Source organism: Streptomyces sp. IBSBF 2435 (assembly GCF_036815005.1).
Classification (GTDB): Bacteria; Actinomycetota; Actinomycetes; order Streptomycetales; family Streptomycetaceae; genus Actinacidiphila.
The window spans coordinates 1-13,565 of the sequence record NZ_JAJSYW010000023.1 but is presented as its reverse complement, the minus strand read 5'-3'; the positions used below and the strand labels follow the sequence as shown (position 1 = coordinate 13,565).

The window sequence follows — 13,565 nt, the reverse complement described above, 5'->3', positions numbered from 1 at the left end:
CCCTCTGCTGCGCGCTGCTGGCCGCGGCGGTACTGGCCGGCGCCGGCCTGCTGTGCCGGGCCGCGCTGCCCGCCCGCTACGACTCCTGGACCTGCTACCTGCCGCTGGCCCTGATCGCCGCGGCCCTGGTCCTGCGGCTGCTCGGCCTGCGCGCCGCGGCCCTGCGCGAGCGCGCGGCCGCGCGCAAGACGGCGCAGACCGTACCGGGAACCGCCCAGGGCGCGCCCGCGGCGGACACCCACGAGCGGCAGGCGCCGCGAACCACCCCGGCCGTACGGCAGCCGGGCACCTCACCACAGCAGCGGGAGAAGGGCGACATGACAGCACAACCCCGTCCGGCGGGGACCGCCATCGTGCTCGACGGCGTCAGCAAGCGCTACGGCGAGGTGCACGCGCTCGACAACGTGTCGCTGACCGTCGGGCAGGGCGAGTTCTTCGGTGTGCTCGGCCCCAACGGGGCGGGCAAGACCACCCTGGTCGAGATCGTCGAGGGCATGCGCAAGGCGGACTCCGGCACGGTCAGCGTGTTCGGCCTCAGCCCCTGGCCGCGCAACACCGCGCTGCTGCGCAGGATCGGCGTACAGACCCAGACCTCGGCCTTCTTCACCCGGCTCACCGCGTGGGAGCACCTGGAGACCGTCGCCGCGCTCCAGGGCGCCGACCGCGCCGCCGCCCGCTACGCGCTCGACCTGGTCGGCCTCTCCGACAAGGAGCGCAGCCGGGTGGACGACCTGTCCGGCGGCCAGCGGCAGCGGCTGGCGCTGGCCACCGCGCTGGTGCACCAGCCCGACCTGATCTTCCTCGACGAGCCGACCGCCGCGCTCGACCCCGAGGCCCGCAGGTCGCTGTGGTCGGTCCTGCGGGACCTGCGCGGCGAGGGCCGCACCATCGTCTACACCACCCACTACCTGGACGAGGCCGAGGCGCTGTGCGACCGGGTCGCCATCATCGCCGGCGGCCGGGTGGTGGCCCTGGACAGCCCGGGCGCGCTGATCAGGTCGATGGCGGCGCCCGCCCGGCTGCTGGTGCCCGCCGACCGGATCACCGTCGAGCAGGCCCGGGCCGTCGAGGGCGCGGAGCGGGTGCTGCTGGAGGGCGGCGAGGTCGTCATCGAGACCCGGCACGCCAACCGGGTGCTGATCGAACTGGGCGCGCTGGTCGACATGGACGCGATCCAGACCAGGACGGCGACGCTGGAGGACGCGTATCTGCGGCTGACGGCCTCCCCGCCGCCCGCCGCGCAGGACAGGGCCGGTGCGCCGGCGGTCGGAACGGAGCACGGCCGATGACCACCACCACCAGCGCCACGCGCGCTGTCCCGAGCGCCTACGCCACCCTCACCAGGGCCACCTTCCTGGCGTCCGTGCGCGACCGCACCACCGTCTTCTTCACCTTCGCCTTCCCGCTGGTCTTCCTGGTCGTCTTCGGGCTGCTCTTCCGCGGCCAGTCCGTCGACGGCGGCCTGCCGTACATCAACTACGTGGCGCCCGGCGTGCTGTCGTGGGGCGTCGGCAACGCGGCGCTGTTCGGCCCGGCCTTCGCGCTGATGCACTGGCGCCGCGACGACATCCTGCGGCTGATCTGGCGCACCCCGACCCCGCTGCCGACCGTGCTCGGCTCGCGGTTCGTGGTCGCCGTCGTGGTCGGCCTGTCGCAGGCGGTGCTCTTCACCGCGGTCGCGCTGCTGCCCTTCTTCGGGCTGCACCTGGACGGCAGCTGGCCGCTGGCGCTGCCGCTGCTGGTGTTCGGCGTGGCGGCCTTCCTGGCGATGGGCCTGGTCGTGGGCAGCCTCGCCGACACCCCCGAGGCGGTCGCCGCCATCGCCAACTGCGTGATGGTGCCGATGGCCTTCCTGTCCGGCTCCTTCTACCCGGCCGACCTGCTGCCCGGCTGGATACGGACCGCGTCGTGGGTGCTGCCGCTGCGCTACCTCGACGACGGCCTGACCGACGTCCTGGCCGGCCGCGCCACCGTCGGCTCGCTGGCCCTCGACTGCGGCGGCCTGGCCGCCTTCACCGTCGTCTTCGGGCTGATCGCCGCCCGCATCTTCCGCTGGAGCAACCGGACATGACGACCGACACCGCCGTACGCCCCGTCCCCGCCCCCGCGCCGGGACCGCTGCCGCTGGAGTCGGCGGGCCTCGACCTGGAGCGCAGGCTCGCCGGGCGGGCCGCCCGCGAGGGCGCCCCCGCGCCCCGGGTCGCGGTCATCGGCGGCGCCGACGTGCTGCGCCGGGAGAGCCCGCAGGCCGCCGCGGCGCGCGCGGCGGCCACCGTCCACCTCACCGCGGACGCCGTGCTGATCGGCCCCTGGGGCGGGTCCGCCGCCACCGCGGCCTGCGGCTGCTGCCTGGCCATCCGCTGGCAGCGGCTGCGCACCCGTACCGAACGCGACGCTCTGGAGACCGGCCTCGCCAGCACCGCGGCGGGCCGCTGGCCGGTGCTCCCGGACTACACGGCCGACGCGGTGTGGGCCCTGTGCCGCCTGGCGGCAGGCGGTGTCGATGGCGGCCGGGCCGCGGGCCGTACGGATGCCGGCGGGGGCGCGGACCGTACGCGCACCGGCCGTACCCGGGCCCCGGACAGTGCCGGGCTGCCGCAGGTCACCCGGCTCGATCTGGAGACCGGCCTGGTCAGCACGGTGCCGCTGCTCGCCGACCCGCTCTGCCCGCACGCCCCCCACACCCCGCAGGCGGCGCAGCCCGAGGCCTTTCCGGTGTCCCGGCCGAAGCCCGCCGCCGACCGCTACCGGCTGCGCTCGCCCGGCGGGTACGACCTGCCCGCTGCCGCGCTCGCGAACCCGGTGTGCGGGGTGCTCGGCGCGGGCACCTGGAGCGATGTCACCTCGCCGACGACCGCGCCGGTCGCGGGCAGCGTCTTCATGCGGGGCTACGCGGGTCTGACCGATGTGACCTGGAGCGGCCAGTCCCACTCCTTCGCCGCCAGCCGCGACCTGGCCTTCCTCGAAGGCCTCGAACGCTACGCGGGCACCCACCGCAGGGACGCCGGCGGCATCGTCACCGACTCGTACGACAACCTCGGCGAGGCGGCCCTCGACCCGCGCGACTGCGGCCTGTACGCGCCGGAGGCCTACCGCGACGACCCGATGATCGCGCCCTTCGACCCGTCGCGGCCGATCCCCTGGGTACACGGCTGGTCGCTGCGCGACAACCGCCCGGTGCTGGTGCCCGCCCGGCTGGTGTACTACAGCGCGGGCACGGCCGCCGACCACTTCGTCTTCGAGTGCTCCAACGGCTGCGCGACCGGCAGCTGCCTGGAGGAGGCGGTGCTGTTCGGCCTGCTGGAGCTGATCGAGCGGGACGCCTTCCTGCTCGCCTGGTACGGCGACGCCCGGCTCACCGAGATCGACCTCGGCGCCTGCCGCAGCCCGGTGCTGCGCGCCATGACCGACCGGGCCGCGCTGTGCGGTTACGACGTGCACGCCTTCGACAACCGCATCGACCTGGCCGTCCCCGTCGTCACCGGCCTCGCCGTGCGCAAGGACGGCGGCCCCGGCACGCTGGCCTTCGCCGCGGGCGCCGCCTTCGACCCGGAGACCGCGGTGGAGGCGGCGGTGTCGGAGATCCTCACCTATCTGCCGCACCTGCCACGCCAGGTGACCGAGCGCCCCGCCGAACTGGCCGCGATGGCCGAGGACTTCGGGCTGGTACGGAGGCTGCCGGACCACGCGGCGCTCTTCGGCCTGCCCCGGATGACCCGTTACGTCGGCAGCTATCTGGAGCCCACCGCCGTGCGCCCGCCGGCCGAGGTCTACGCCGAGTGGGAGGACCGGCGGCCGCGCGGCCTCGACCTGCGCGAGGACCTGCGGTGGTGCACCGCGGAATTGGCCCGGGCGGGCTGCGACGTGATCGTGGTCGACCAGACGGCGCCCGAGCAGCGCAGGATGGGGCTGCGGACGGTGTGCACGATCGCGCCGGGCCTGCTGCCGATCGACTTCGGGTGGGCGCGGCAGCGGGCGCTGACCATGCCGCGGCTGCGCACCGCGCAGCGGCGGGCGGGGCTGCGCCCCGACGACCTGCGCGAGTCCGAGGTGCGCCGGGTGCCGCACCCCTTCCCGTGAGGACCGGGTGTCCGGTGCCCCTTCCGGTTTCGGCCGCACGACCGGAAGCCGCAGGCGGCGGCCCCGAACGCAACCGCTCCGCGGCCCGCACACAGCGGGCCGCGGAGCGGCGGACGGCGGAGCAGCCGTCAGGCGGTGCAGCTGGTGGTGCTGGTGGTGCTGGAGCAGGTGCTGGTGCTGGAGCAGCTCGTCGAGGAGCCGAGCATGACCTCGCTGGCGTCCGAGTAGTCGGTGATCTCGAAGGTCTCGGACTCGAGCTCCAGGATCTCCTGGGCCAGCGACGCGAGCGGCGTGTCCTGCTTGATGATCGCCATGGTGACTCCCTTTTCTCGGCGGGGGACGCGGCCCTGAACGGACCGGCTGAGTCTTTTCTACGCGCGTCCACTGACCGATCACCCTGCCGCCCGCTGTCACTCCGCTGGCACGCGCGCGCCCGCGCTCGCGTCCGTCCGCCGCGCGCCGCTGCCGGCGCCGCCTGCCACCGACCCGTCAGGAGCCCCCGATGACCCCGCAGGCAGGACCCGCCCCTGACGCCGTGGCCCCGCCCCCGCCGGCCCCGGCGCCCGTGCCCGGCGACGCACTGGCGCGGGCCGCCGAGCTGTACGTCGCCGTCCACCGCGACCCGGAGCTGTCGGGGGCCGAGGAGCGCACCGCGGCCCGTCTCGCCGCCGCCCTCGGCGGCGCGGGCCTCGATGTCGAGCGCGGTGTCGGCGGCCACGGCGTGGTCGGCGTCCTGCGCAACGGCCCCGGTCCCGTCGTGATGATCCGCGCCGAACTCGACGCGCTCCCGGTCCGCGAGGAGACAGGCCTGCCCTACGCGAGCACGGTCACCGCGCCGGGAGCCGATGGCACACCCGTGCCCGTGATGCACGCCTGCGGCCATGACGCGCACCTGGCCGCGCTGTCCGGCGCCGCCGCCGTGCTCGCCGGGACGGCGGACACGTGGTGCGGCACCCTGGTGGTCGTCGGGCAGCCTGCGGAGGAGACGCTGAGCGGGGCGGCGGCGATGCTCGCGGACGGGCTCTACCGGCGCTTCCCCGTGCCGTCCCATGTGCTGGCCCAGCATGTGGTGCCGCTGCCCGCGGGCATGGTCGCGCACGCCGAGGGGCCGCTGCTCGCGGGCAGCGCGACCCTCGAAGTGGTGCTGCACGGCAGGGGCGGCCACGCCGGGGCGCCGCAGTTGTCCGCGGACCCGGTGATCGCCGCCGCGGCCGTGGTGATGCGGCTGCAGACCGTCGTGTCCCGCGAGACGGGCCCGGGGGAGCCGTTGGTGGTCACCGTGGGCTCGATAAGGGCGGGCACGCCGGGCGGCAGCAATGTCATCGCCGACCGGGCGACGCTCGAAGTGACGGTACGTGCCTTCACCGACGAGAGCCTGGAGCGGGCGGTCGCGGCCGTGCGCCGTATCGTCCGCGCCGAGGCAGCCGCCGCCCCCCTGCCCGCGCCGCCGGAGCCCGACGTCCGGGTGCTGTCGCGCTCCCGGCCCACCGTGCCGGACCCCGGGGCGACCGCGGTCGTCCGCCGCGCCCACGAGGCCGCCTTCGGGCCGCACCGGGTCACCCGCTGGCAGCCGTCGATGGCCACCGAGGACTTCCCGCTGTACGGCGACGCGGGTCTCGACCTGCACGGCGTGCCCGGCATCCGCACCGGCTACTGGATGCTCGGCGGCGCGGGACCCCGGCAGTGGGCGGCGGCCGGCGGCCCCGGTGCGGACGCGGCGGCCCGGATGGGCGTGCTGCCGCCGAACCACTCGCCGCTGTTCGCCCCGCACCCGCGGCTGACGCTGGAGACCGGCATCGCGGCGATGACGGCCGCGGCGCGGGCCGCCCTGACGGTGCCCGCCGAGGTCGCATAGGGTCGGCTGCGACGCCGCCGCCCGGGCGCTGCGGGGGCGGCGGGCGGCGAACCGCACGTCCCGCAGCCGCCGAAGGGTGACCCTGGTGAGACTGAGGCTGGAATTCACGACCGAGCCGTTCGACCTGGACGTGCCGCCCCGCCACGCGGTGGTGGCCAGGGAGGTCGTGGAGGCCGGCATGCTGGACGCGGTGGACGTGGGGCCGTTCGGCAATACGGCCGAGGGCTCGGCCGACGAGGTCGTCGCGGCGGTCGGCGAGCTGCTGCGGCGTACTCTGGCGGCCGGCGCCACCCGGGTCTCACTCCAGGTCAGCGCGCTGGGGGAGGACGGCGCATGAGCGCCGCGGACGGGCTGGCGCACCCCTTCGCCGAGGCGGTCAAGCCGCTGGTGGACGCGATGGGCGGCGAGCTGGTCGCGCCCGCGCAGGCGCGCGGCGACGATGTGGTGCTCAGCTGGGAGGGCGCGCCGGTCGTCGCGGTACGGCTTCCCCACCTGGCCGATTCGCTCGACCACCTGCTGGCCGACCTGCGGCGCAGGCACGGGCCGCTGCCTGAGCTGGGCCGAAAGGAGAAGCAGCAGGTGGTGCGGATTTTGGAGGAGCGCGGCGCCTTCTCGGTGCGGCACGGTGTGGAGATCGTGGCCTCGGCGCTCGGCGTCAGCCGCTTCACCGTCTACAACTACCTGAACAGGGAGAACGCCGCCCGCGACAGCCAGTGACGCCGTACGGCCGCCGGCGCCGTAACCAGAAGTTTTCAACAAACTGTTGACGCTGACGCGCGGCGGCTCCTAGCGTGCGGGTGTGACTTCCAGCGCCTCACCGGGCCTTGCCCGGCTCAACGCGGCCCCCGCCCCCGCCGCTGCCGCCCTGCTGCACGAGGTGTGCGCCAGCGTCGCGTGGGGCGCGGCGGTGGCCGCGCGGCGGCCGTACGACCGGCTCGACGACCTGCTCGCGGCGAGCGACACGGCCATGGCGGCGCTGACCGCCGCCGACCTGCGCGAGGCGATGGCCGGGCACCCGCCGATCGGCCGCCCCACCCCGGGCGACCCGGCCTCGGCCCGTGAGCAGAGCGGTGTCGAGGTGTCGGAGCGTGCCGAACTGCTCGCGCTCAACCTCGCCTACCAGGAAGCCCACGGCCATGTCTTCCTGATCTGCGCCACCGGGGCGACCGGCGCGCGGATCAGGGCCGCGCTCGAAGCGCGGCTCGGCAATGACGAGGACACCGAGCGCGAGATCGTCCGCGCCGAACTGGGAAAGATCAACCGGATCAGGCTCGGCAGGCTCGCGGCGACCGCGCAGGAGGACCCCTCATGACATCCGTGTCCACCCACATCCTGGACACCAGCGCGGGCCGCCCCGCCGGGGGAGTGGCCGTCACGCTGTCGGTCCGCACCGGCCCTGACGCGCCGTGGGAGCCGCACGGCACGTCCGCGACCGACCCGGACGGCCGCTGCAAGGACCTGCCCGCGCTGCCGGAGGCCGCCACCCACGTACGGCTGCACTTCGAGGTGGCGCCGTACCTCGCACGTCACGCCCATCCAGCCGAGGCCCAGCAGGACGCCCCCCGCACGGACCACGGTCCAAGGGACAGCGGAGCCTTCTTCCCCGAGGTCGCGGTGGTCTTCGCCGTCGTCCCGGGCGAGCATTTCCACGTACCGCTGCTGCTCAACCCGTTCGGCTACTCCGTATACCGAGGGAGCTAGCGACATGCCCACGATGCTCGGCCAGAACCAGTACGGCAAGGCGGAGAACCGCGTTGTCCGCGTCACCCGCGACGGCGACACCCACCACATCAAGGACCTGAACGTCTCGGTCGCGCTGTCCGGCGACATGGACGAGGTCCACCTGTCCGGGTCGAACGCGAACGTGCTGCCCACCGACACCACCAAGAACACCGTCTTCGCCTTCGCCAAGGAACACGGCATCGACTCCGCCGAGGCCTTCGGCATCCATCTGGCCCGGCACTTCGTGACCAGCCGGCAGCCGATCCACCGGGCGCGGATACGTATCGAGGAGTACGCCTGGGAGCGCATCCCGGCCGGCGGCGCGGACCGCGGCGAGCACTCCTTCGTCCGCAAGGGCCAGGAGACCCGCACCACCGAGGTCGCCTTCGACGGCGAGCGCTGGCAGGTCATCTCCGGTCTCGCCGGCCTGGTGGTGCTCAACTCGACCGACTCCGAGTTCTGGGGCTTCGCCAAGGACGGCTACACCACGCTCAAGGAGACGCACGACCGGATCCTCGCCACCGAGGTCAACGCCCGCTGGCGGTTCGGCTGGACCGGCGGCGAGAAGGACGTGCCGGACTGGGAGGAGTCGTACGCGGCGGTGCGCGGCGACCTGCTGGGCGCGTTCGCCGAGACGTACTCGCTCTCACTCCAGCAGACGCTGTTCGCGATGGGCTCGCGGGTCATCGACAACAGCACGGGGACCGCCGCGATCGACGAGGTGCGGCTGTCGCTGCCGAACAAGCACCACTTCCTCGCCGACCTGGCGCCCTTCGGCCTGAAGAACGACAACGAGGTCTATCTGGCCGCCGACCGCCCCTACGGGCTGATCGAGGGCACGGTGCTGCGCGACGGCGCCGAGGCCGGCATCCCGGTGACGGACTGAGAGGCGCGGACACCATGACCGAGACCAGTGCGGAAGCCGGCGCCGGGACGACCGGGACGGGTGCGGAGCCCGGCGCCGGGCGCGTCGTCATCGAGAACTGCGCCGTCGCCACCGTGGACGCGGCCGGCACCGAATACGACACCGGGCACATCGTCGTCGCGGGAAACGTCATCGAGTCGGTGGGCGCGGGACCCGCCCCCGCGGGACTGGCCGGTGTGACCCGGCGGATCGACGGCACCGGGCACCTGGCCACCCCCGGCCTGGTCAACACCCACCACCACTTCTACCAGTGGCTCACCCGGGGCCTCGCCCAGGACAGCAACCTCTTCGACTGGCTGGTCGAGCTGTACCCGGTGTGGGCGCGGATCGACGAGGACATCGTCCACGCGGGCGCCGCCGGGTCGCTGGCGATGATGGCCCGCGGCGGCGTCACCACCGCCATGGACCACCACTACGTCTTCCCGCGCGGCACCGGCGACCTGCTCGGCGCCGAGATCAGGGCCGCCGCCGAGACCGGGGTGCGCTTCACCGCCGCGCGCGGCTCGATGGACCGCGGCAAGAGCGACGGCGGGCTGCCGCCGGACTTCGCCGTGGAGACCACCGAGGACGCGCTGCTGGCCACCGAGGCCGCCATCGACACCCACCACGACGCGTCCTTCGGGTCGATGCTGCACATCGCCGCCGCGCCCTGCTCGCCCTTCTCGGTCTCGACCGGGCTGCTGCGCGAGGCCGCGGTGCTGGCCCGCCGCAAGGGCGTACGCCTGCACACCCACGGCAGCGAGACGGTGGAGGAGGAGAAGTTCTGCCACGAGCTGTTCGGCATGGGGCCGACCGACTACTTCGAGTCCACCGGCTGGCTCGGCGACGACGTGTGGATGGCGCACTGCGTCCACATGAACGACTCCGACATCGCCGCCTTCGCCCGCACCGGCACCGGCGTCGCCCACTGCCCGTCCTCCAACGCCCGGCTCGCGGCCGGCATCGCCCGGGTCCCCGACATGCTCGCCGCGGGCGTCCCGGTCGGCCTGGGCGTGGACGGCACCGCGTCCAACGAATCCGGCGAGCTGCACACCGAGTTGCGCAACGCGCTGCTCATCAACCGCCTCGGCGGCGGCGAGAAGGCGCTGAACGCCCGGCAGGCGCTGCGGCTCGGCACCTACGGCGGCGCCGAAGTCCTGGGCAGGGCCGCCGAGATCGGCTCGCTGGAGCCGGGCAAGCTCGCCGACCTGGTGCTGTGGAAGCTGGACGGCCTCGGCCACGCGTCGATCGCCGACCCGGTGGCCGCCCTGGTCCTCGGCGCCGCGGCCCCGGTCACCCTCTCGCTGGTCAACGGCCGCCCCGTGGTGGAACAGGGCCGGCTGACCCGGGTGGACGAGGACGCGATCGCCCGCCTCACCCGCGCGCAGGCGCGCCGCCTGGCCAGGATCGCCGGCCTGACCGGCTGACCGCGACGACCGGTCGGGGAGGGACGGCCCCCGACCGGTGGCCGTGCCCCCACCGGGCACGGCGGCACCGCCCCGGACCACGACCTGACGGTCCGGGGCGGTGCGCCCGGCTCAGTCCGCCAACTGCTCGTAGGCGGGCAGGGTCAGGAAGTCGACGTACTCGGCGTCCAGGGCGGTGCGCAGCAGCAGGTCGTACGCCTCGGTCCACTTGCCCGCCGTGAAGGCGGCCTCGCCGACCTCGGTGCGGATCGCGGCGATCTCGTCGGCGGCGACCCGGCGGACCAGTTCCGGGGTGGCCTTCTCGCCGTTGTCGAGGACGATGCCGGTGTTGGTCCACTGCCAGATCTGCGAGCGGGAGATCTCCGCGGTGGCCGCGTCCTCCATCAGGTTGAAGATCGCGACAGCGCCCGTGCCGCGCAGCCACGCCTCGATGTAGCGGATGCCGACCTGGACGGCGTTGCGCAGCCCCTCGTAGGTGGGGCTGGCGTCGAGCGAGGCGATGTCGATGAGTTCGGCCGCGGTCACCCGGACGTCCTCGCGCAGCCGGTCCTTCTGGTTCGGGCGGTCGCCGAGGACCGCGTCGAAGGAGGCGCGGGCGATCGGCACCAGGTCGGGGTGCGCGACCCAGGAGCCGTCGAAACCGTCGGCCGCCTCACGGTCCTTGTCCGCCTTGACCTTCTCGAAGGCGACCTTGTTGACCTCGGCGTCCCGGCGGGACGGGATGAAGGCCGCCATGCCGCCGATCGCGTGCGCCCCGCGCTTGTGGCAGGTGCGGACCAGCAGTTCGGTGTACGCGCGCATGAAGGGCGCGGTCATCGTGACCGCGTTGCGGTCCGGCAGCACGAAACGCGCGCCGCCGTCGCGGAAGTTCTTCACGATCGAGAAGAGGTAGTCCCAGCGGCCCGCGTTGAGCCCCGAGGCGTGGTCGCGCAACTCGTACAGGATCTCGTCCATTTCGTACGCGGCGGTGATCGTCTCGATCAGCACGGTGGCCCGGACGCTGCCCTGCGGGACGCCGAGCCGGTCCTGCGCGAAGACGAACACGTCGTTCCACAGCCGGGCTTCGAGGTACGACTCGGTCTTGGGCAGGTAGAAGTACGGCCCCTTGCCGAGGTCGAGCAGCCGCTGCGCGTTGTGGAAGAAGTACAGCCCGAAGTCGACCAGGCCGCCCGGCAGTTGCTCGCCGTCCACGGTCAGGTGGCGCTCGTCGAGGTGCCAGCCGCGCGGCCGCACCACGACGGTGGCCAGCTGGTCGGCGGCGCCGAGCGCGTACGTCTTGCCCTCGGGGGAGGTGAAGTCGATCCGCCGCTCGTAGGCGTCGATCAGGTTGAGCTGGCCGCCGATGACGTTCTCCCACGTGGGGGCCGAGGCGTCCTCGAAGTCGGCGAGCCAGATCCGCGCGCCGGAATTCAGCGCGTTGATCGTCATCTTGCGGTCGGTGGGGCCGGTGATCTCCACCCGGCGGTCGTTCAGCGCGGCGGGGGCCTCGGCCACCCGCCAGCTGTCGTCGGCGCGGATGTGCGCGGTCTCGGGCCGGAAGTCCAGGGTCGCGGTGCGGGCGATCTCCGCGCGGCGCTCGGCGCGCAGGGCCAGCAGTTCCGCGCGGCGCGGCGCGAAGCGGCGGTGCAGCTCGGCGAGGAAGTCCAGCGCCTCGGGAGTCAGCACCTCCTCCTCGCGCGGCACATGGTGCCCGGCCGTCCCGGTGACGGCGGCGGCGGACGAAGGGGTCGGTGCGGACATGCGGTCATTCCTCCAGAGCGGTGCCGGCGTCCGTCGGGTGCGTCGCGCGTGCGGGGCATGCCGTCGTGCGTGCGTGGCACGCGGTGCCGGGCCGCCACGAGCTGCGGGCGCTTCTGCAAGGTGGAGCATAGTTTTCGCAGTGCGGAAGTTCAACGTTTTGTGGCACGCGGTGCAGGGGGTGCCAGAAGGCGCAGGTCGGCGGGCGTGTCGATATCCGCCGGGTCGGCGATGTCCGAGCAGTCCACCAGGATGGTGTGCGCGACGTGCTCGCGCAGGTACGTCCGCGCCCCCCGGTCCTCGCCCGCGCTGCCCGCGACCCCCGCCCAGCGGGCCGCCCCGACCAGCACCGGGTGCGCGCGGCGCTCCCCGTACGCGGCCGACACCAGCGCCGACACCAGGTCGTCGCCGGCCCGGGCCGCCGCCACCACCCGCGCGACCGCCGCCGCGCCCACCCCCGGCTGGTCGACCAGCGCGATCACCACCGCCGCCGGGCGCACGGGCGCGGCGGCGAGCGAGGCCAGGCCCACCCGCAGCGACGAGCCCATGCCCTCGGGCCAGCTCGGATTGTCGACCAGCACGCAGTCCGGCAGGTCCGCGGTGGCCCGCACCTCCTCGGCCGCCGCGCCCAGCACCACGTACAGCGGGCCGCAGCCGCCGTCCCGCAGCGCGCCCACCGCGTGCTCCACCAGTGGGCGGCCTGCGTACGGCAGCAACGCCTTCGGCCGCCCGCCCAGCCGCCGTCCGCCACCCGCCGCCAGCAGCAGCCCGGCCACCTCGCCCTTTGTGTCCATGCATCCTGCATACCGCGTGACCGCCCGCAGCGGAACAGGCCGCAGCCGGGTCTGTGTGTTCCGGTATCGTCTGGCCAGGGGCCGGGAGGGGCGGTACGAGGGCGTCGTGTCCGCGCAGGCCTCCCTCCCCGCGGGCGACGCGGGGAGCGAGCCCGCCGCCGCGTCGGCGGGCTCGTCCGCGCGAGCCCGAGGAACGGGGACTGATGGGCGCTCAGCACACCGGCGGTCTGGTCGGCCCCGGGCACGCCGGGCATCCAGGACCGCTCTACCAGCCGCTCACGCCCGACGACCCGGCGCTCGTCGCCGGGCACCGGATCGCCGCCAGGCTCGGCGTCGGCGCCCTCGGCCCGGTCTACCTCGCCTACGCGCCCGGCGGCCGGCCCGTCGCCCTGACCGCGGTGCGCCCGGAACTGGCCGCCCGCTCCGGCTTCGCCGCCGCCTTCGAACACGACGTGCAGGCCGTACGGCGGGTGCACGGCCCCTACACCGTGCCGGTGCTCGGCAGCGGCCACGACGGCTCCCGGTACTGGCTGGCCGCCGGCTACGTCCCCGCGCTCACCCTGCACGCCGCCGTCAGCGACACCGGACGGCCGCTGCCGGTGCCGGTCGTGCTGCGGCTGGTGGCCGGGGTCGCCGAGGCGCTGCGCGCGGTCCACCACGCCGGCGTCGTCCACGCCGGGCTCGGCCCCGGTACGGTGCTGCTCGCCGCGGACGGCCCGCGCGTCACGGGTTACGGCGTCACCCGCGCCGCCGCCGACGCCCCGGGCATCCCGGCCTTCTCCTCGCCCGAGCAGGCCGCGGACAAGCCGCCCGTACCGGCCACCGACGTCTTCGCCCTCGGCCAGCTCGCCGCGTACGCGGCCATCGGTACGGCGCCCTTCGGCGCCCGCGCCGTCCAGGAGGAGCCCGACCTCTCCGAACTGCCCGGCGAACTGCGGGAGATCGTCACCCGCTGCCTGATCAAGGACCCGGCCCTGCGGCCGTCCCCCTCCCAGGTCATCGCGATGTGCACGCAGGCCACCCACCACCGCGCCCCCGTCCCCTGG

General features: G+C 74.6%; 14 protein-coding genes. 11 read left to right on the top strand and 3 right to left on the bottom strand.

All coding sequences use genetic code 11. The features are described from left to right. Positions 1–317 precede the first annotated feature (317 nt). Genes V7E46_RS06895 through V7E46_RS06885 form a run of 3 tightly spaced genes read left to right on the top strand, consistent with a single transcriptional unit; the run spans position 318 to position 4,080 of the window. Positions 318–1,289, top strand: a complete 972-nt coding sequence (locus V7E46_RS06895; RefSeq protein ID WP_333767595.1) for an ABC transporter ATP-binding protein — start codon at positions 318–320, stop codon at positions 1,287–1,289. Continuing rightward, entirely contained in the window at positions 1,286–2,071 is a 786-nt protein-coding gene (locus V7E46_RS06890) for an ABC transporter permease (RefSeq protein WP_333767580.1), read from the top strand. Before V7E46_RS06895 ends, V7E46_RS06890 begins: the two co-directional genes overlap by 4 nt. Beyond that, a complete protein-coding gene (locus tag V7E46_RS06885; protein WP_333767579.1) occupies positions 2,068–4,080 on the top strand; it encodes a YcaO-like family protein in 2,013 nt (670 codons plus the stop codon). Before V7E46_RS06890 ends, V7E46_RS06885 begins: the two co-directional genes overlap by 4 nt. Positions 4,081–4,208: 128 nt before the next feature. Here V7E46_RS06885 and V7E46_RS06880 read toward each other — a convergent pair whose 3' ends face one another. Further along, complete coding sequence (locus V7E46_RS06880) at positions 4,209–4,394, bottom strand: thiazolylpeptide-type bacteriocin (protein ID WP_329173648.1); 186 nt, start codon at positions 4,392–4,394, stop codon at positions 4,209–4,211. 188 nt (positions 4,395–4,582) lie between these two features. Between V7E46_RS06880 and V7E46_RS06875 the strand changes: the two genes are divergently transcribed. The 7 genes from V7E46_RS06875 (at position 4,583) to V7E46_RS06845 (ending at position 9,988) form a co-directional block, all read left to right on the top strand. After that, a complete protein-coding gene (locus V7E46_RS06875; RefSeq protein WP_333767578.1) occupies positions 4,583–5,935 on the top strand; it encodes an amidohydrolase in 1,353 nt (450 codons plus the stop codon). 85 nt (positions 5,936–6,020) lie between these two features. Further along, entirely contained in the window at positions 6,021–6,272 is a 252-nt protein-coding gene (locus V7E46_RS06870) for a hypothetical protein (protein WP_333767577.1), read from the top strand. Continuing rightward, positions 6,269–6,652: a helix-turn-helix domain-containing protein gene (locus V7E46_RS06865; protein ID WP_333767576.1), complete on the top strand. Its 384-nt coding sequence runs from the start codon at positions 6,269–6,271 to the stop codon at positions 6,650–6,652. Before V7E46_RS06870 ends, V7E46_RS06865 begins: the two co-directional genes overlap by 4 nt. An 82-nt stretch (positions 6,653–6,734) precedes the next feature. Next, positions 6,735–7,247: a 2-oxo-4-hydroxy-4-carboxy-5-ureidoimidazoline decarboxylase gene (uraD, locus tag V7E46_RS06860; RefSeq protein WP_333767575.1), complete on the top strand. Its 513-nt coding sequence runs from the start codon at positions 6,735–6,737 to the stop codon at positions 7,245–7,247. Continuing rightward, positions 7,244–7,636: a hydroxyisourate hydrolase gene (gene uraH / locus V7E46_RS06855; protein WP_333767574.1), complete on the top strand. Its 393-nt coding sequence runs from the start codon at positions 7,244–7,246 to the stop codon at positions 7,634–7,636. The genes uraD and uraH overlap by 4 nt, the downstream gene beginning before the upstream one ends. Positions 7,637–7,640: 4 nt before the next feature. Then, on the top strand, positions 7,641–8,543 hold the full coding sequence (gene pucL, locus V7E46_RS06850; protein WP_333767573.1) for a factor-independent urate hydroxylase: 903 nt from the start codon (positions 7,641–7,643) through the stop codon (positions 8,541–8,543). A 14-nt stretch (positions 8,544–8,557) separates the two neighbouring features. Further along, complete coding sequence (locus tag V7E46_RS06845) at positions 8,558–9,988, top strand: 8-oxoguanine deaminase (RefSeq protein ID WP_333767572.1); 1,431 nt, start codon at positions 8,558–8,560, stop codon at positions 9,986–9,988. A gap of 111 nt (positions 9,989–10,099) precedes the next feature. Here the strand turns inward: V7E46_RS06845 and aceB are convergent, their stop codons facing one another. After that, positions 10,100–11,728, bottom strand: coding sequence for a malate synthase A (gene aceB, locus V7E46_RS06840; RefSeq protein ID WP_333767571.1), 1,629 nt, complete (start codon positions 11,726–11,728; stop codon positions 10,100–10,102). Positions 11,729–11,877: 149 nt separating this feature from the next. Continuing rightward, complete coding sequence (locus tag V7E46_RS06835) at positions 11,878–12,519, bottom strand: nucleotidyltransferase family protein (protein ID WP_329173635.1); 642 nt, start codon at positions 12,517–12,519, stop codon at positions 11,878–11,880. Between the two features lie 203 nt (positions 12,520–12,722). Here V7E46_RS06835 and V7E46_RS06830 point away from each other — a divergent pair. Continuing rightward, the coding region (locus tag V7E46_RS06830) for a serine/threonine-protein kinase (RefSeq protein ID WP_333767570.1) at positions 12,723–13,565 on the top strand (843 nt) is incomplete at its 3' end.

Bases quoted from the DNA above. Each gene is read 5' to 3' on its own strand.
- V7E46_RS06875 (WP_333767578.1), top strand. From the start codon at position 4,583: ATGACCCCGCAGGCAGGACCCGCCCCTGACGCCGTGGCCCCGCCCCCG.
- pucL (WP_333767573.1), top strand. From the start codon at position 7,641: ATGCCCACGATGCTCGGCCAGAACCAGTACGGCAAGGCGGAGAACCGC.
- V7E46_RS06865 (WP_333767576.1), top strand. From the start codon at position 6,269: ATGAGCGCCGCGGACGGGCTGGCGCACCCCTTCGCCGAGGCGGTCAAG.
- V7E46_RS06890 (WP_333767580.1), top strand. From the start codon at position 1,286: ATGACCACCACCACCAGCGCCACGCGCGCTGTCCCGAGCGCCTACGCC.
- V7E46_RS06885 (WP_333767579.1), top strand. From the start codon at position 2,068: ATGACGACCGACACCGCCGTACGCCCCGTCCCCGCCCCCGCGCCGGGA.
- V7E46_RS06845 (WP_333767572.1), top strand. From the start codon at position 8,558: ATGACCGAGACCAGTGCGGAAGCCGGCGCCGGGACGACCGGGACGGGT.
- V7E46_RS06835 (WP_329173635.1), bottom strand. From the start codon at position 12,519: ATGGACACAAAGGGCGAGGTGGCCGGGCTGCTGCTGGCGGCGGGTGGC.
- uraH (WP_333767574.1), top strand. From the start codon at position 7,244: ATGACATCCGTGTCCACCCACATCCTGGACACCAGCGCGGGCCGCCCC.
- aceB (WP_333767571.1), bottom strand. From the start codon at position 11,728: ATGTCCGCACCGACCCCTTCGTCCGCCGCCGCCGTCACCGGGACGGCC.
- V7E46_RS06880 (WP_329173648.1), bottom strand. From the start codon at position 4,394: ATGGCGATCATCAAGCAGGACACGCCGCTCGCGTCGCTGGCCCAGGAG.
- V7E46_RS06895 (WP_333767595.1), top strand. From the start codon at position 318: ATGACAGCACAACCCCGTCCGGCGGGGACCGCCATCGTGCTCGACGGC.